Here is a 16,628-nt window from a genome sequence, read left to right as displayed (position 1 = left end):
CATGGACGCAAGCCCGCGACAGATCCGCTATCCCGTCGACACGCCCCCGGCCCCCGGTGCCGCGACCGAAATCGCCCCCGGGGTGCTGTGGCTGCGCATCCCGCTGCCTTGGGCGCTGGACCACGTGAACGTCTATGCGCTGGACGACGGCGACGCCTGGACGATCCTCGACACAGGGCTCGACACGCCCGAGATCCGCGAGGTCTGGGAAACCGCGCTTGCGGGCCCGCTGGCGGGCAAGCCGGTCGCCCGTGTCGTGCTCAGCCACAACCATCCCGATCACGTCGGGCTGGCCGCGTGGTTCGCAGCCGGCGGGGCCGAGATCGTCACCACCCGCACCGCCTATCTGCTGACGCGGATGCTGCAACTGGACGTGCAGGACCGCCCGCTTCCCGAAACGCTGGCCTTCTGGCGCGCCGCGGGTATGGCGGACGAGGTCTATGCGGAGCGTGCCGCCGCGCGGCCGATGAACTTTGCCGACATCACCGGCACGCTGCCCCTGGGCTATACCCGGATCGTCGAAGGCGGGTGCATCCGCATGGGCGGGCGCGACTGGGACATCCGCATGGGCAATGGCCATGCCCCCGAACACGCGACGTTCTGGAGCCGTGACGACGACCTCGTGCTGGGGGGTGACCAGCTTCTGCCGTCGATCTCGCCCAATATCGGGGCGCATGCGACCGAACCGCTCGCCGATCCGGTGGCCGGCTGGCTGGAAAGCTGCGAGCGCTTCGCCACCCTCGCGACCGAGACGCAGCTGGTCCTGCCGGGCCACAAGCTGCCCTATCGCGGCCTGCCCACGCGGCTGGACCAGCTGATCGAGAACCACCATGCCGCGCTTGCGCGTCTGGAACGGCATCTCGACACGCCGAAAACCGCCTGCGACTGCTTCGTGCCTCTGTTCAAGCGCGAGATCCGGGGCGATGCCTACGGGCTGGCCATGGTCGAGGCGATGGCCCATTGCGTCCACCTGTGGCATTCCGGGCGGGCCACGCGCGAGATCACCGAGACCGGCGCATGGCTGTGGCGCCGCGCCTGACCCCCCGGGAGGGACCGCAGATGACCGATCCGATCCACACCGCGGCCGAGGCGATGGAGGCCAGCGCCCTGCCGCGCGCCCATGCCGTCCATGCCGACCCCGCGACCGAGGGGGTCGAATCCGCCCCGCTGCCCGCCGCGGTCCGGCAACCCGTCGCCAGCAAGAGCCCTGCCGAATGGGCCTATCAGCGGCTGGTGCTCTACATCCGCAAGTTCGAAGAGGGGCTGGATGGCGAACACGAGGTCGCCATGGGCTTCGTGGGCGGCGCGCCCGGGGTGCTCAAGATCCAGGGCATGGGCTATTTCGATCCCGATATCGTCACCTTCTACGGCACTGATCCGACGGGCCAGAAGACCCAGCTCATCCAGCATGTCAGCCAGCTTTCGGTGTTCCTGCGCGCGGTGCCGAAGGCGCCCGAGCGGCCCGAGCCGCAGCGCATCGGGTTTCGGCTCGCAGCCGATCTTGAAACGGCCGATCTGAAAAGCGCCGATCCAAACGACGCCGCGCCCTGAGCCGGGGCCTCGCGCGGCACGGCTCAAGGCCCCGGCCTCCTGAGCTCTTCGTCCTGCCGTCCGCCTCTTGATGTCCGCCGTCACACGTCCCGCCCGGGCAGCGTAGCTTCGCTGCGACCCCCGGCCCGTAGACGTTGGCCGCCGACGTCTGGTCACCGAACGCCCACCCGCGCCGGTCCGCGGGGGCGGATCGGCAGGCGGGCGCGGCGCACGGGCTGCCCCGGGCCGCACCGGGCTGCGAGGGCCGGGGTTGCGGCGATCCGGCGCGTGACAGGGCGGGAGGAATCGTCTATCGCTCCGCACCGAACGATTGGACGCACCGAACGACTGGTGCGCCCGGCAGGCAGGGGATTTGCTGAAAATGGCCGAACACAAGCACGGGTCGATGGACATCACCGTCCAGGAAGAAACCTTCAACGGGTTCATCACCATGGTCACCCGCGGCGCGATCGCCGTCGTGATCTTCCTGGTCTTCCTGGCCCTGATCAACTGATCATGACCCACCTGTTCCGGCGCGTGCTTCTGGCCGCGCTCCTGCCGCTTCTCGCCGCCTGTGCCGGGGTCGAGGTCGGGACGCCGCTGGCCGAAGTCCAGCGCGCCGCCTACACCGCCCCGGACGAAGCGCCCTCGCTCACGCTTTATACCGTGATCCGCAACATTAACGACAATGGCGCGCATACCGGGCTTCTGATCAACGGCTCGCAACGGGTCCTGTTCGACCCGGCGGGATCCTTCGTGCATCCCAACGCGCCTGAGCGCGGCGACGTGCTGTACGGCGTGTCCCCGCGTATCCAGTCCGTCTACATCGATTTCCATGCGCGTGAGAGCTTCCGCATCGTCGAGCAGCGGATCGAGGTATCGCCCGAGGTCGCCGAGCAGGCGCTGCGCCTGGCGATGGACTACGGCCCCGTCGCCGCGGCCGGCTGTTCGCGTGCCACCAGCACCATCCTGTCGCAGCTGCCGGGGTTCGAGGATATCGGCGTCAGCTGGTTCCCCAACAACACCATGGAGGCCTTTGGTCGCCATCCCGGCGTTGTCGAGCGCACGATCACCGATGACGACGCCGACCAGAACCACGGCGTCCTGATCCGCGAACGCAAGGAACTGATCGAGGCAGGGCTGCTCGTCCCCGAAGCCGGGTAGAGCCGGGGACAACCTCGGCGGCCGGGATCGCCCGGCCGCGCATTGCGCAGGCCCCCGGGGGCGCCGGGACGGCGCCAGTCCCCAAGGTGGGCCGAGCGCAGCTAGATGGTTTTGCATTGATCGTCGCGCTCCGTCGACAAGAAGGGGCAGGTGACGTGGGCGCGGTACCCCCGGCACCGTGACGCGGGATGCGGCGCCCGGACCTGACGCGCGACGCTCCGCCCCGTCTTGGCGTATCGGACCTGCCCCGGGGCCTGCATCGGGCGCGCCCGCCGGGACGGTCGCCCGCCGAAACCCCGCCCGGGGCCTGTCACCCCGACGTGGAACACGGTATCACGGCGCCGTCCGCCAGGGAGACGTGCGCCGATGACCGACCTCAGCCCTCAGATCCGTGACGCGCGCCGTGACGCGCCCCGTGCCACGCGCCGTGATGCGCCCCGGGGCCGCCCCGGCGCAGGGCCCGCGGGGACGTGTCGATGACCGGGGGCGGCGCTCGCCCGCCGCTCGACGGGCTCAAGGTGCTCGAGCTTGCTCGCATCCTGGCCGGGCCGTGGATCGGGCAGACGCTGGCCGATCTCGGGGCCGAGGTCATCAAGGTCGAAAGCCCGGCGGGCGACGATACCCGCAACTGGGGACCGCCCTTTGTCGAGGGCGAGGACGGGCCGCTCGACGCCGCCTATTTCCATTGCGCCAACCGGGGCAAGTCCAGCGTCGTCATCGATTTCGCCACCGCCGAGGGGCAGGCCGAACTGCGCGCGCTGGCGGCCGAGGCCGATATCCTCATCGAGAATTTCAAGACCGGCGGGCTGGTGAAATACGGTCTCGACTACGACAGCCTGTCGGCCCTCAATCCGCGTCTGATCTACTGCTCGGTCACGGGCTTCGGCCAGACCGGCCCCTATGCCACGCGCGCGGGGTACGACTACATCATCCAGGGCATGTCGGGGATCATGGACCTGACGGGCGACCCGGCGCAGCCGCCGCAGAAGATCGGCGTGGCCTTCGCCGACATCTTTACCGGCCTCTACGGCGTCATCGCGATCGAGGCCGCGCTGCTGGAGCGCGAGCGGTCCGGCCGGGGCCAGCATATCGACATGGCGCTTTACGACAGCATGGTGGGCGTGCTGGCGAACCAGGGGCAAAGCTACCTGACCTCGGGCGTGGTGCCGCAGCGGCTGGGCAACGCCCACCCCTCGATCGCGCCCTACCAGGTGTTTCCCGTCTCGGACGGGCACCTGATCATCGCGGTCGGCAATGACGGCCAGTTCGCCCGGCTCTGCGCCCTGCTGGATCTGGGGCAGCTGGTGGCCGATCCGGCCTATGCGACCAACCCCGCCCGTGTCGCCAACCGCTCCGCGCTGGCGCAGCTGATCTCGGCGAAGACGCAGCAGATCCCGCGCGACACGCTGCTGGCGCAACTGGAAGAGGCGGGCGTGCCGGGCGGGCCGATCAACACGGTGGGCGATGTCTTCGAGGATCCGCAGGTGATCGCGCGGGGGCTGCGCATCGACCTGCCGCACGAGGGCGCGAAGGGCGGCACGGTGCCCGGCATCCGCTCGCCCATCCGGTTTTCGCGCTCGCCCCTCAGGCTGGATCGCGGCGCACCGCGGCACGGCGGCAGAACGGGCGGCAGTACGGGCGGGGCCGACACCTAGGCACCGCCGCCAGGCGGGTCCACCCGGTCAGGCAGAAACCGCTCAGGGCTCCGCCCGCCAAAGGGGCCCCGGGGGCAAGTGCCGCCCTGCCACCTCGTAGGTGTGCCCGGAGCCTCTCGGCTGCCGTGGCGCAGGCCGCCGAGCGGTCCCCGGCCTGCCGCGACCGGCGCCGCGGGCGGCTGCCGGAGGGGGCGTTGCGCTACAGGACGATGCCCGACGCGACGACGCCGCCCGGGACGATGCCGGGGCCCGGTCAGTCGGCGCGGCGGACGTGCAGCTGGTTGCCGATGCGCTTGGTCTCGAACCGCTTCAGCTCGGTCACCAGGTCCGACAGCTTGCGCTTGCCGTAGGTGCGGGTGTCGAAGTCGGGATTGTCGGCGACGATGTACTGCCCGAGCGGTCCCAGCGCATACCATTCGTCGTCCTGCTCGATCTTGTCCATCGCCCGCAGGATCAGCGGCACCGCGTCCAGCGGCGACTGCTTGGTCGAGGGCGTTTCCTGAGCGGGCTTGCCGGGCGCGGGGGCCGTGGTCTCGGGCTCATCGACGATGTTTTCGATCATGATGAAGCGGTTGCAGACGTTGCGCAGGCTTTCGGGGGCCTTGCGCTCGCCGATGCCGATGACGTCCAGCCCCTGTTCGCGGATGCGGTTGGCCAGCGCGGTAAAGTCGCTGTCCGAGCTGACCAGCACGAAGCCGTCGAAGCGCCCGGTATGCAGGATGTCCATCGCGTCGATCACCAGCCCGATGTCGCTGGCGTTCTTGCCCACGGTGTTGGCCGATTCCTGGTGCGCCACCAGCCCGAGATCGCGCACCGTCTTCGACCAGTTGTTCAGCCGTCCCGACGACCAGTCGCCGTAGACCCGGCGCAGCGCCGGTTCTCCGAGCGATGTGATCTCTTTCAGGATGGGCTGCGCGAACTTCGCCGGAATGTTGTCGGCATCGATCAGCACGGCATAAAGCGGACGGCTGCGGTTGGGCATGTCAATGGTGTCTCCTGCGGGCCTTGGCCCCGACGTCTAACAGGCTTTGCCGGGGCACGACAGGCCGCTATGCGGGGACGTGGGGCGCCCGGCCGAGGGCGGCGCCGGGGCCGCCCGCCTTCGCACCCCGCGCCATCCTCCGCCTGACCGGGCCACCCTTTAATGCCCGTCATCGCCCCCCTGCGCGGGACCGGGCCGAACGCCTGTCCCGTCGTCTGGGCCGTGCCGTGGGGGCGATGGTCCCTTGCGCCTCCGCGGGGCGGACCCGGGCCCCCGGCGGGGCGTTCAGGTGTCGTGCGGCGGGGGCGTGTCGTCCAGCCGGCGATACATCACCAGCGCGTCGACCTCGCCACCCGAGAGCGGGCGGTAGGCGCAGGGCAGGCGGCCCACCACCTCGAAGCCGTGGCTTTCCCAGATCGCGATGGCACGGGTGTTGCTGGCCACGACGAAGTTGAACTGCATCGCGGCAAAGCCCGCCGCGCGCGCCTCGTCCAGCACGCGGACCAGAAGCGCGCGCGCGACGCCGCGGCCCTTGGCCTCGGGCGCCGTCGCGAAGCCCGCGTTGCAGACATGTGCGCCGCCGCCGGTCTGGTTGGGCCGCAGGTAGGCGGTGCCTAGGGGCGTGCCCTCGGCCTCGGCCAGGAACACCCGGGCGGTCGCGGGCCACCAATAGGCCAGCCCGCCCGCGCGCCCGCCCCCGGGCGGGGCGCAGAGAGTTTCGCCCGCCTCGACGATGGGCTTCAGAAGGCGCCAGACCGTCTCTTCCTCCTCGCGCCCGATTTCGCGGATCGTCAGCTCTGCCATGCGTCCCTGCCCGTTCGTCCGATGCTGCGCCGCCCGTCATAACGCCGTGGCGGGGGCTTGCCAAAGCGATGCTGCGCCTGTTTCATCGACCCCTGACCGGGGGCGCGCGGTCTACGCCGCATCGACCATGCGCAGGGGCCCCTCATAGCCAAGTGGTAAGGCGGCGGGATACATCACATGAGCTTCACCTTTCTTCTGAACGGAGAGAGCGTGCATATCGACGGCGAGCCGCCCACGCGGACGCTGCTTGACTGGCTGCGCGAAAATCGCGGCCTGACCGGCACCAAGGAAGGCTGCAACGAAGGCGACTGCGGCGCCTGCACGGTGATGGTCACCGATGAGGATGGCGCCCGCGCGGTCAATGCTTGCATCCTGTTCCTGCCCCAGATCGCGGGCAAGGCGGTGCGCACCGTCGAAGGGATCGCGGGGCCCGAGGGGCAGCTGCATCCCGTGCAGCAGGCGATGGTCGATGCCCATGGGTCCCAATGCGGGTTCTGCACGCCCGGCTTCATCGTCTCGATGGCCACCGCGCACCTGAACGGCGCCACGGATCACGACGATCAGCTGGCCGGCAACCTGTGCCGCTGCACCGGTTACGCCCCGATCATCCGCGCGGCGCAGGCCGCGCAGGCGGCGCCGGTCCCGGACTGGATGCGCGATGCCCCCCCGGGCGAGGATGCGGACCCTGCCTACGGCGCCCCCGAGGCGCTGACCGACGGGCCGGTCCCGACCGCGGCCACCGCGCCCGGCGGCTATGCCGGGACGGGTGCCGACTGGGGCCACCGCAATCCCACCGCGGGCTCCGGCGCCTCGTCCGAAGGCGGGCCCGTGCCCTCGGCCACGCCGTTCTACCGGCCCACCACGGCAGACGACCTTGCGGCCTTCTACGCGGCCAATCCCGGCGCCACGCTGGTGGGCGGGGCGACCGACGTGGGCCTCTGGGTCACGAAGGGACTGCGCGACCTGGGCACTGTGTGCTTCCTGAACGGCGTCGCAGACCTGCGCGGGATCGAGATCGGCCGCGACACCATCTGCATCGGCGCAACCGCCACCGTGGCCGAGCTGCGCCGGGCCATTGCCGATCTGCACCCCTCGTTCGCCGAGATGTTGCGCCGCTACGGCTCGACCCAGGTGCGCAACGCAGCGACCGTGGGCGGCAACATTGCCAACGGCTCGCCCATCGGCGACGGGCCGCCCGCGCTGATCGCGCTGGGCGCCACGCTGCACCTGCGGCGCGGCGGTGAGCGGCGCGAGATCCCGCTTGAGTCCTTCTTCCTCGAATACGGCAAGCAGGATCGCCAGCCGGGCGAGTTCGTGGAGGCGGTGAGTTTCCCGCGCCAGCCCGACAGGCTGCGCTGCTACAAGCTGTCGAAGCGCTTCGACCAGGACATCTCGGCCGTCTGCGGCTGCCTCTCGATCACGGTCGAGGACGGCACCGTCACGCAGGCGCGCATCGCCTTCGGCGGCATGGCGGGGATCCCGAAGCGCGCCTCGGCGGTCGAGGCGGCGCTGCGGGGCCGGCCCTGGACCGCCGAAACCGTGGCCGCGGCGCAAGAGGCGCTGGCGCAGGACTTCCAGCCGCTCAGCGACATGCGCGCCTCGTCGTCCTATCGCCTCAAGGCGGCGCGAGGGATGCTCGCCCGCTACCTGGCCGAGGATGAGGGCCGCCCCGTCAACGTGCTGGAGGTGCAGCCATGAGCGTCGCGAAACCGCTGCCCCACGATGCCGCGCGGATGCACGTGACGGGCGCCGCCCGCTACGTCGACGACATTCCGACGCCGGGCAACTGCCTGCACCTGGCCTTCGGGCTGTCGGACGTGGCGCGCGGGCGGATCGCGTCGGTCGACCTCGACGCCGTGCGCGCCGCGCCGGGTGTGGTCGCCGTTCTGACCGCCGCAGACCTGCCGGGGGAAAACGACGTCTCGCCCTCGGCCCATGACGAGCCGCTGCTGGCGGTGGACGAGGTGTTCTTTCTCGGCCAGCCGATATTTCTCGTCGTGGCCACCAGCCATGGGGCTGCCCGCCGGGCCGCGCGGCTGGGCGCCATCGAGATCGATCCGCTGCCCGCCATCCTGACGATCGAGCAGGCCGAAGCCGCCGGCAGCCGCTTCGAGGACGCGCCGCGGCACTACGCCATGGGCGACACCGCCGCAGCGCTGGCCCGCGCGCCGCGCCGGGTCGAGGGCACGCTGCGTCTGGGCGGGCAGGAGCATTTCTACCTCGAAGGGCAGGCCGCCCTCGCCGTCCCGCAGGAGGACGAGGCGATGCTGGTGCAGTCCTCGACCCAGCACCCGACCGAGATCCAGCACAAGGTGGCCGAGGCGCTGGGCGTGCCGATGCATTCCGTGCGGGTCGAGGTGCGGCGCATGGGCGGCGGCTTCGGCGGCAAGGAAAGCCAGGGCAACGCGCTGGCCGTGGCCTGCGCCGTCGCCGCCCGGGCCACGGGCCGGCCGGCCAAGATGCGCTATGACCGCGACGACGACATGGTGATCACCGGCAAGCGGCACGATTTCCGTATCGACTACGCCGCGGGGTTCGACGACAGCGGCCGCGTCAGCGCGGTGCGCTTCGTCCAGCATTGCCGCTGCGGCTGGTCGATGGACCTGTCGCTGCCCGTGGCCGACCGCGCGATGCTGCATGCCGACAACGCCTACCTGATCGAGAACATGGAGATCGTCAGCCACCGCTGGAAGACCAACACCCAGTCCGCCACCGCCTTCCGCGGCTTCGGCGGGCCGCAGGGCATGGTCGGGATCGAGCGGGTGATGGATGAGATCGCGCATGCGCTGGGCCGCGACCCGACCGAGGTGCGCCGGGCGAACTATTACCGCGAAATGGGGCAGGCCGGGACCGGACCCGACATGCCCGACCCGGCGCTGTCGACGGGGCAGGACGGCACGCCGTCGGACGGAGGGTCGGACGACGGGGGCACGCCCCCCGCGCATCACCGCTCGAGCGCCGAAGATCTCGCGTCGCGCGGGGCCGAGGGCGCGGCGGTGTCGCAACGCGATCCCGTGCATGCCGCGCCCGCGGGCGAACAGCTGACGCCCTACGGGCAGGCGGTCGAGGATTTCATCCTGCACGGGATCACGGACCGCCTGCTGTCCTCCTCGGACTACGCGGAGCGGCGCGCGGCGGTGCGGGCGTGGAACGACGGGAACGAGGTGCTGAAGCGCGGGATCGCGATGTCGCCGGTGAAGTTCGGGATCTCCTTCACCATGAGCCACCTGAACCAGGCGGGAGCGCTGGTGCATGTCTACCAGGACGGCTCGATCCACCTGAACCACGGCGGCACCGAGATGGGGCAGGGACTGTTCCAGAAGGTCGCGCAGGTCGCCGCCAGCCGTTTCGGCGTGGGGTCCGGGGCGGTGAAGATCACCGCGACGGATACCGGCAAGGTGCCCAACACCTCGGCCACCGCGGCATCGTCGGGGTCCGACCTGAACGGCATGGCGGTGGCAAGGGCCTGCGACACGATCCGCGACCGCATCGCTGCGCACCTGGCCCAGCTGCACCAGCAGGAGGCGGGTGCCGTCCGGTTCGAGGCGGGCGAGGTCCGCGTGGGGGCCGAGGTCTACAGCTTTGCCGAGGCCGCGCAGGCCGCCTATGTCGGCCGGGTGCCCCTGTCGGCCACCGGCTACTATGCCACCCCGGGGATCGAGTGGGATCGCATCAAGGGGCGGGGTCGGCCGTTCTTCTACTTTGCCTACGGCGCGGCGGTCAGCGAGGTCGTGATCGACACGCTGACCGGCGAATACCGGATCCTGCGCACCGATATCCTGCACGACGCCGGCGCGTCGCTGAACCCCGCGCTGGACGTGGGCCAGATCGAGGGCGGCTTCGTGCAGGGCGCGGGCTGGCTGACGACCGAAGAGCTGGTCTGGGACGACAAGGGCCGGCTACGCACCCACGCGCCCTCGACCTACAAGATCCCTGCCTGTTCCGACCGGCCCGCGGTGTTCAACGTGGCGCTCTGGGACGGACAGAACCGCGAAGAGACGATCTATCGCTCCAAGGCGGTGGGCGAGCCGCCTTTCATGCTGGGCATTTCGGTTCTTCTGGCCTTGTCGGACGCGATCTCGGCCTGCGGTCCCGGCTACCCGGCGCTGGACGCCCCCGCCACGCCCGAGCGCGTCCTCGCCGCCATCGCGCGGGTGAGGGAGTGAGCGGCGTCCCGGAAAGCGTCCAGTGGACGCTTTCAGCCGCTCACGGGCGGAGCCCAGGGCCATGGGGCCCCGGCGTCCCGGAAAGCGTCCAGTGGACGCTTTCAGCCGCTCACGGGCGGAGCCCGGGGGCGTGGAGCGCCGGGCGCGCGGTCCCTTCCTGCGCGGCCAGCCCTCAGGGGGGCGCGCTTGAGCGGGCCGCCGTCGGAGCGCCCTCGCGCAGGTGCGGCGCGCCGGTTTCGTCCTGCGCCCCCAAGCGCCCTTCGGGGGAAAGGCGCGGACGCCGCCCGGCAACGCCTTCGGGCGACGGCGCCGCAAAGGCGGGGCCCCTGACGTCAAGCGGGGCGTGGGCGGCATGAGCTTCGATCGCCAGGCCCTGCACGCCGCCATCGCGCAGCATGGACGCGTCGCGCGGGTCGTGGTGGCCGAGACGCGGGGGTCCGTTCCGCGCGAGGTCGGCGCCGCGATGCTTGTCTGGAGCAGGGGGCAGTCCGGCACCATCGGCGGCGGAACGCTTGAATTCGAGGCCGCGGCCCGTGCCCGCGCCGCGCTGGAGACGAAGCGCGAGATGCTGGAACGCCTGCCGCTCGGGCCCGCGATGGGCCAGTGCTGCGGCGGGGCGGTCACGCTGCTGACCGAGCTTTGGGATGCAGAGCGGCTGGAGGCCACAGGGCGGGACGTGATCGCCCGCCCCGCGCCCGCCGGAGAGGTGGGCGGGTCCTTGGACAGGGCGCCGGGCGGCACGGTGCCCGAGATGCCGCTGACCGTCGCCCGGGCGCTGGCCCGGGCCCGGGCGACGGGCCGGGCGCCCGGGGCGGCGTTCCTCGGTGGGTGGATGATCGAACCCGAAACCCGGCCCGACCGGCAGATCTGGCTATGGGGGGCGGGTCACGTGGGGCGGGCCATCGCGCAGGTGGTGGCGCCGCTGCCGGGCTTTGCGATCACCTGGATCGATACTGCGGCCGATCGGTTTCCCGGGACGATCCCGGACTGGGTCACCCCACGCGTGGCCCCTGAGCCGGGACCGCTGGTTTCGCATGCCCCGGCGACGGCCGAGCACCTGATCCTGACCTTTTCGCATGCGCTGGACCTCGACCTGTGCCACCGGCTGCTGGGCCACGGGTTCGGGATGGCCGGGCTGATCGGCTCGGCGACGAAATGGGCCCGGTTTCGCAGCCGCCTGCGCCAATTGGGTCACGCGGATGCTCAAATCGACCGCATTTGCTGTCCGATTGGGCGCCCGGAGCTGGGAAAACACCCGCAGGCCATTGCGGTCGGGGTGGCCGCCGCCCTAATCTCTCCCGCAACTGGGACGGTAGCGATCAGGGGCACCGGGTGAGGGACGAAGACGGGCAGCAGCCAGGCCCTTCAGGGCAGGGCGACCGGATGCTTCTGGACCTTCGGGGGCTGACCAAGGCCTATCCGGGCGTTGTCGCCAATGACGACGTGTCGTTTTCCGTGGGTGCGGGGCGCATCCACGCGCTTCTGGGCGAGAACGGCGCGGGCAAGTCGACACTGGTCAAGATGATCTACGGCCTCGTCCGTCCCGATGCCGGGGCCATGCAGTTCGACGGCGCGGACTACGCCCCCGCCTCGCCGCACGAGGCGCGGCGCCGCGGCGTCGCCATGGTGTTCCAGCACTTTTCGCTGTTCGAGGCGCTGGACGTGGCCGAGAATGTCGCGCTGGGAATGGAAGATCCGCCGAAACCGCGGCAGCTGGCCCGCCGCATTCGCGAAGTGAGCGAGGCCTATGGCCTGCCGCTGGACCCCGCGCGCCGGGTGGGGACGCTGTCGGCGGGCGAGCGTCAGCGGGTCGAGATCATCCGCTGCCTGCTGCAGGACCCCAAGCTTCTGATCATGGACGAGCCCACCAGCGTGCTGACGCCACAGGAGGTCGACATCCTGTTTCGCACCCTCCGGCAGCTGGCGGCCGAGGGGACGGCGATCCTTTATATCTCGCACAAGCTGGAAGAGATCCGCACGCTGTGCGACGGGGCGACGATTTTGCGGCTGGGCAAGGTGGTGGCCGACTGCACGCCCTCCGAACGCTCGGCGCGGGAGCTGGCCGAGCTGATGGTGGGCGAGACGTTGCAGGTGCCGCAGCGCCAGCCGCGCGAGGGCGGGGCCGTGGCGCTGGAGCTGCGCAACCTGTCGCTGACCCCGCGCTCGCCCTTCGGTACGGCGCTGAAAGAGATTTCTCTGACCCTGAAGGAAGGCGAGATCCTCGGCATTGGCGGGGTCGCGGGCAACGGGCAGGACGAGCTTCTGGCTGCGCTGTCGGGCGAGGCGCCGACCTCGCCCGCGGCGGTGCAGCTAAAGGGCGCGCCCGTGGGTCAACTGGGGCCCGATGCGCGGCGGCGCCGCGGTCTTCTGACCGCGCCCGAAGAGCGGCTGGGCCACGCGGCCGCCCCGGACATGAGCCTGACCGAGAACGCGCTTTTGACTGCGATGGTGCGCGAGCGGCTGGAACGGCGCGGGTTCCTGCGCTGGGGCGCGGCGAAAGGCTTTGCCGAGCAGGTGATCGACCGTTTCGATGTGCGCACCCCGGGCCCCGGCGTCGCGGCGCGCGCGCTGTCGGGCGGCAACCTGCAGAAATTCGTCATCGGCCGCGAGATCCTGCAGCGGCCCGAGGTGCTGGTGGTCAACCAGCCGACATGGGGGGTCGATGCCTCGGCCGCCGCGGCGATCCGCCAAGCTTTGCTGGACCTTGCCGACAACGGCACGGCAGTGATCTGCATCAGCCAGGATCTCGACGAGTTGCTGGAGATCTCGGACCGTTTCGCCGCGCTGAACGAAGGGCGGCTGAGCGCGCCGCGGCTGGCACAGGGGCTGACGGTCGACGAGATCGGGCTGATGATGGGCGGCGCGCATGACATGGAGGCCGTGCATGATGCAGGCGCGATCCATGCAGGGTGAGCGACGCGGGCAGGCGGTGCGAGTGCGGCACCTGCGGGACGCCTTCGGCGGGAGAGTATTTTTGAAGAGAAGAAGCCGGGAAATCCGTGACGGGAGCGGGCGTTCGGGGGCCGTGGCGGCGGGGGGCGCGATCCTGAGCATGGATGGGACGGTGCGGAACGGCGCGATGCAGAGCGGGACGGTGCGGAGCGGGGAGGCCGGGACATGATCCGGCTGGAGAAACGTCCGCAGCCGAGCGCGGCCTGGTCCTATGTGACGCCGGTCCTGGCGGTGCTGGCCACGATGGTGGCGGGCGGGCTGATGTTCGCGGCCCTCGGCAAGGACCCGGTGGTGGCGATCCGCACGATCTTCTGGGATCCGATCTTTGGCGAGTTCGCGTTCTACTACCGCGGGCAGCTTCTGGTGAAGGCGGCGCCGCTGGTGCTGATCGCACTGGGCCTGTCGCTGGGGTTTCGGGCCGGGATCTGGAACATCGGCGCCGAGGGGCAGTACATCATGGGCGCTGTCTGTGGCGCCGCGGTGGGGCTGGCCTTCTACCCTGCCGACCTGTGGATCGTGTTTCCGCTGATGGTGATCGCGGGCGCGCTGGGCGGGGTTGCCTGGGCGATGATCCCCGCGATCCTGAAGACGAAGTTCAACACCAACGAGATCCTCGTGTCGCTGCTCTTGGTCTACGTGGCCGAGGAGATCCTGGCCTCGATGGCGCAGGGGCTCTTGCGGAACCCCGAGGGGTCGGGGTTTCCCGGGTCGCGCAACCTGAGCCGCTATGACGCCGCGGCGAATAATGAGCTGATCGTGGGGTCGGGGATGCATTGGGGCGTGGTGACGGCGCTGATCGCGGTGATCGCGGCCTATGTCCTGCTGAACCGGCACCGCGTCGGCTTTCACATCCGCCTGACGGGGCAGGCGCCGCGCGCGGCACGGTTCGCGGGCGTGCGGCCAGATGCGCTGGTGATCTTCTGCTTCGGCATCGCCGGTGCGCTTGCGGGGCTCGCCGGGCTTTTCGAGGTTGCGGGGCCCGCGGGGCAGATCAGCATCGATTTCAACGTGGGCTACGGCTTCACCGCCATCATCGTGGCGTTTCTGGGCCGGCTGCACCCGGTCGGGATCCTGCTGGCCGGGCTGTTGATGGCGCTGACCTATATCGGCGGCGAGGCCGCGCAATCGACGCTGGGCCTGCCGGCCGCGGCGATCCAGGCGTTCCAGGGGATGCTTCTGTTCTTCCTGCTGGCCGTCGACGTTCTGACCGACTACCGCATCGGGCTGGGCCGCAGGGGGGTGGCGTGATGGACCTGGGTGGCATCAATCCGGCGATCCTGATCGCCTCGCTCATGGTCGCCTCGACCCCCATCCTGCTGGCCGCGCTGGGCGAGCTGGTGGTCGAGAAGTCCGGCGTGCTGAACCTGGGCGTCGAGGGGATGATGATCACCGGCGCGATCTGCGGCTTTGCCGCCGCGGTCGAGACGGGGTCGCCCGCACTGGGGTTCGCCGCCGCCGCGGTGGGGGGCGCGGCGATGGCGCTGGTCTTCGGGGTCCTGACGCAGATCCTGCTGTCGAACCAGGTGGCGACGGGCCTTGCGCTGACGCTCTTCGGGCTCGGCCTGTCGGCGCTGATCGGGCAGGGCTACGGTGGCGTACGGCCGCCGGGAACGGGCAAGCTGGACCTCGGGCCGCTGGGCGACCTGCCGGTGTTGGGGCGCATCCTGTTCTCGCATGACCCGATGGTCTACCTGAGCCTTGCGCTGGTGGCGGCTGTCTGGGCCTTTTTGCGCTATACCCGCGCCGGGCTGGTCCTGCGCGCGGTGGGCGAAAGCCACGACGCGGCACATGCGCTGGGCTATCGCGTGATCGCCATCCGGCTGGCTGCAATCGCCTTCGGCGGCGCCTGCGCGGGCCTGGGCGGCGCGTATCTGAGCCTGATCCGGGTGCCGCAGTGGACGGAGGGCATGACCGCGGGGGCGGGCTGGATCGCGCTGGCGATCGTCGTCTTCGCGCAGTGGCGGGCGTGGGGCGTGCTGCTGGGCGCCTATCTTTTCGGCGGCGTCACCGTGCTGCAGTTGAACCTGCAGGCGGCGGGCGCGGCGATCCCGGTCGAGCTGTTGTCGGCGTCGCCCTACCTTGTCACCATCCTCGTGCTGGTCATCATGTCCTCGGACCGCCGCCGCGCCGCCTTGGGGGCGCCGGCGTCGCTGGGCCGCAGCTTCCATGCCTCGGCATGATCCATAAATCACTCAACAGTCAGGGAGATATCGTAATGACGATCAAGACACTCATGGGCTCGGCCGCACTGGCATTGGGCCTTGCCGGCGCCGCCATGGCGCAGGACGATACCGTCAAGGCCGGGTTCATCTACGTGGGCCCCACCAATGACGGCGGCTGGAGCCAGCACCACCATACCTCGGCCATGGCGATGAAGGAGCATTTCGGCGATGCGGTCGAGCTCGTCGAGCAGGAAAGCGTGCCCGAGGGCGCGGATGCCGAACGCGCGCTGACGCAGATGGCGCTGGGCGGGGCGGACATCATCTTTACCACCTCCTTCGGCTTCATGGACGCGACGATTGCAGTGGCCGAGAAGTTTCCCGATGTGAAGTTCGAACATGCCACGGGCTACAAGACCGCCGAGAACGCGGGCACCTACGGCGCGCGGTTCTACGAGGGTCGCGCCGTCACCGGGTATCTGGCGGGCGCTATGACCGAAAGCGATAAGATCGGCTATATCGGGTCCTTCCCGATCCCCGAGGTGATCCGCGGCATCAACTCGACCTACCTGCACGCCAAGAAGGCCAACCCGGACGTCGAGCTTTCGGTCGTGTTCATCAACACCTGGTTCGACCCGGCGAAAGAGGCCGATGCGACGCAGGCGATGCTGGACCAGGGCGTCGACGTGATCCTGGCCCACACCGATTCCACCGCGCCGCTGGCCCGGCTGGAAGAGGCGGGCGGCTACGGCTTCGGCCAGGCCTCGGACATGTACGAATACGCGCCCGAGCCGCGCATCTCGTCGATCATCGACGACTGGGCGCCTTATTACATCGAGCGTGTGCAGGCCGTCATGGACGGCACCTGGGAGTCGGACGAGACCTGGGGCGGCATCGACAGCGGCATGGTCAAGATCGGCGAAATCACCGGCCCGGTGCCCGAAGAGGTCAAGGCCGAGGCGACGAAGCTGAAGGACGACATCGCCTCGGGCGCCTACCACCCCTTCACCGGCCCGATCAATCGTCAGGACGGGTCGGCGTGGCTGGCCGAAGGCGAGACCGCGGATGACGGCACGCTGCTGGGCATGGACTTCTTCGTCGAAGGGATCACGGCCGAAATCCCGAACTGATCCGGTACGGAGGGACCGGGGGGACCGCTTGTCGGGCCCTCCGGCCCTTTTCGCCATGCCGGTGACAAGCGCCCCCGTTGCGGGGT

General features: G+C 70.3%; 14 protein-coding genes. 12 read left to right on the top strand and 2 right to left on the bottom strand.

What is annotated here, in order from left to right; all coding sequences use genetic code 11:
• Position 1 precedes the first annotated feature (1 nt).
• The 5 genes from EKE94_RS10160 to EKE94_RS10140 all read left to right on the top strand — a co-directional run bounded on the left by EKE94_RS10160 (position 2) and on the right by EKE94_RS10140 (position 4,349).
• The gene (locus EKE94_RS10160; RefSeq protein WP_127906503.1) at positions 2-1,039 is read left to right on the top strand and encodes an MBL fold metallo-hydrolase; all 1,038 of its coding nucleotides are present in this window, start codon (positions 2-4) and stop codon (positions 1,037-1,039) included.
• Between the two features lie 20 nt (positions 1,040-1,059).
• Positions 1,060-1,551: a DUF6173 family protein gene (locus EKE94_RS10155; RefSeq protein WP_127906502.1), complete on the top strand. Its 492-nt coding sequence runs from the start codon at positions 1,060-1,062 to the stop codon at positions 1,549-1,551.
• A 361-nt stretch (positions 1,552-1,912) separates the two neighbouring features.
• Positions 1,913-2,044, top strand: coding sequence for an aa3-type cytochrome c oxidase subunit IV (locus tag EKE94_RS10150; RefSeq protein ID WP_127906501.1), 132 nt, complete (start codon positions 1,913-1,915; stop codon positions 2,042-2,044).
• 2 nt (positions 2,045-2,046) lie between these two features.
• A complete protein-coding gene (locus EKE94_RS10145) occupies positions 2,047-2,694 on the top strand; it encodes a hypothetical protein (protein WP_127906500.1) in 648 nt (215 codons plus the stop codon).
• Positions 2,695-3,170: 476 nt separating this feature from the next.
• On the top strand, positions 3,171-4,349 hold the full coding sequence (locus tag EKE94_RS10140) for a CaiB/BaiF CoA transferase family protein (RefSeq protein WP_127906499.1): 1,179 nt from the start codon (positions 3,171-3,173) through the stop codon (positions 4,347-4,349).
• 253 nt (positions 4,350-4,602) lie between these two features.
• On the opposite strand, the gene EKE94_RS10135 is transcribed toward EKE94_RS10140, so the two are convergent.
• On the bottom strand, positions 4,603-5,331 hold the full coding sequence (locus EKE94_RS10135; protein WP_127906498.1) for an NYN domain-containing protein: 729 nt from the start codon (positions 5,329-5,331) through the stop codon (positions 4,603-4,605).
• A 285-nt stretch (positions 5,332-5,616) separates the two neighbouring features.
• Positions 5,617-6,135: a GNAT family N-acetyltransferase gene (locus EKE94_RS10130; RefSeq protein ID WP_127906497.1), complete on the bottom strand. Its 519-nt coding sequence runs from the start codon at positions 6,133-6,135 to the stop codon at positions 5,617-5,619.
• A gap of 177 nt (positions 6,136-6,312) precedes the next feature.
• Between EKE94_RS10130 and xdhA the strand changes: the two genes are divergently transcribed.
• The 7 genes from xdhA (at position 6,313) to EKE94_RS10095 (ending at position 16,542) form a co-directional block, all read left to right on the top strand.
• A complete protein-coding gene (gene xdhA, locus EKE94_RS10125) occupies positions 6,313-7,833 on the top strand; it encodes a xanthine dehydrogenase small subunit (protein ID WP_127906496.1) in 1,521 nt (506 codons plus the stop codon).
• Positions 7,830-10,301, top strand: a complete 2,472-nt coding sequence (locus EKE94_RS10120) for a xanthine dehydrogenase molybdopterin binding subunit (RefSeq protein WP_127906495.1) — start codon at positions 7,830-7,832, stop codon at positions 10,299-10,301. The genes xdhA and EKE94_RS10120 overlap by 4 nt, the downstream gene beginning before the upstream one ends.
• A 352-nt stretch (positions 10,302-10,653) precedes the next feature.
• The gene (gene xdhC, locus EKE94_RS10115) at positions 10,654-11,637 is read left to right on the top strand and encodes a xanthine dehydrogenase accessory protein XdhC (RefSeq protein WP_127906494.1); all 984 of its coding nucleotides are present in this window, start codon (positions 10,654-10,656) and stop codon (positions 11,635-11,637) included.
• A 47-nt stretch (positions 11,638-11,684) separates the two neighbouring features.
• Positions 11,685-13,214, top strand: a complete 1,530-nt coding sequence (locus EKE94_RS10110; protein ID WP_127906493.1) for an ABC transporter ATP-binding protein — start codon at positions 11,685-11,687, stop codon at positions 13,212-13,214.
• Between the two features lie 204 nt (positions 13,215-13,418).
• Positions 13,419-14,501, top strand: coding sequence for an ABC transporter permease (locus tag EKE94_RS10105; protein ID WP_127906492.1), 1,083 nt, complete (start codon positions 13,419-13,421; stop codon positions 14,499-14,501).
• The gene (locus EKE94_RS10100) at positions 14,501-15,433 is read left to right on the top strand and encodes an ABC transporter permease (protein ID WP_127906491.1); all 933 of its coding nucleotides are present in this window, start codon (positions 14,501-14,503) and stop codon (positions 15,431-15,433) included. Before EKE94_RS10105 ends, EKE94_RS10100 begins: the two co-directional genes overlap by 1 nt.
• 35 nt (positions 15,434-15,468) lie before the next feature.
• The gene (locus EKE94_RS10095; RefSeq protein ID WP_127906490.1) at positions 15,469-16,542 is read left to right on the top strand and encodes a BMP family ABC transporter substrate-binding protein; all 1,074 of its coding nucleotides are present in this window, start codon (positions 15,469-15,471) and stop codon (positions 16,540-16,542) included.
• Positions 16,543-16,628 lie beyond the last annotated feature (86 nt).

Origin of the sequence: Mesobaculum littorinae (genome assembly GCF_004011175.1) — a bacterium.
In the GTDB taxonomy this organism is placed as follows: Bacteria; Pseudomonadota; Alphaproteobacteria; order Rhodobacterales; family Rhodobacteraceae; genus Tranquillimonas; species Tranquillimonas littorinae.
Note: the sequence above shows the minus strand (reverse complement) of the source record. Positions and strands in the feature narration are given on the sequence as shown.

Excerpts from the sequence above, each read along its gene's own strand:
- EKE94_RS10160 (WP_127906503.1), top strand. The coding sequence starts at position 2 with ATGGACGCAAGCCCGCGACAGATCCGCTATCCCGTCGACACGCCCCCG.
- EKE94_RS10155 (WP_127906502.1), top strand. The coding sequence starts at position 1,060 with ATGACCGATCCGATCCACACCGCGGCCGAGGCGATGGAGGCCAGCGCC.
- EKE94_RS10150 (WP_127906501.1), top strand. The coding sequence starts at position 1,913 with ATGGCCGAACACAAGCACGGGTCGATGGACATCACCGTCCAGGAAGAA.
- EKE94_RS10145 (WP_127906500.1), top strand. The coding sequence starts at position 2,047 with ATGACCCACCTGTTCCGGCGCGTGCTTCTGGCCGCGCTCCTGCCGCTT.
- EKE94_RS10140 (WP_127906499.1), top strand. The coding sequence starts at position 3,171 with ATGACCGGGGGCGGCGCTCGCCCGCCGCTCGACGGGCTCAAGGTGCTC.
- EKE94_RS10135 (WP_127906498.1), bottom strand. The coding sequence starts at position 5,331 with ATGCCCAACCGCAGCCGTCCGCTTTATGCCGTGCTGATCGATGCCGAC.
- EKE94_RS10130 (WP_127906497.1), bottom strand. The coding sequence starts at position 6,135 with ATGGCAGAGCTGACGATCCGCGAAATCGGGCGCGAGGAGGAAGAGACG.
- xdhA (WP_127906496.1), top strand. The coding sequence starts at position 6,313 with ATGAGCTTCACCTTTCTTCTGAACGGAGAGAGCGTGCATATCGACGGC.
- EKE94_RS10120 (WP_127906495.1), top strand. The coding sequence starts at position 7,830 with ATGAGCGTCGCGAAACCGCTGCCCCACGATGCCGCGCGGATGCACGTG.
- xdhC (WP_127906494.1), top strand. The coding sequence starts at position 10,654 with ATGAGCTTCGATCGCCAGGCCCTGCACGCCGCCATCGCGCAGCATGGA.
- EKE94_RS10110 (WP_127906493.1), top strand. The coding sequence starts at position 11,685 with ATGCTTCTGGACCTTCGGGGGCTGACCAAGGCCTATCCGGGCGTTGTC.
- EKE94_RS10105 (WP_127906492.1), top strand. The coding sequence starts at position 13,419 with ATGATCCGGCTGGAGAAACGTCCGCAGCCGAGCGCGGCCTGGTCCTAT.
- EKE94_RS10100 (WP_127906491.1), top strand. The coding sequence starts at position 14,501 with ATGGACCTGGGTGGCATCAATCCGGCGATCCTGATCGCCTCGCTCATG.
- EKE94_RS10095 (WP_127906490.1), top strand. The coding sequence starts at position 15,469 with ATGACGATCAAGACACTCATGGGCTCGGCCGCACTGGCATTGGGCCTT.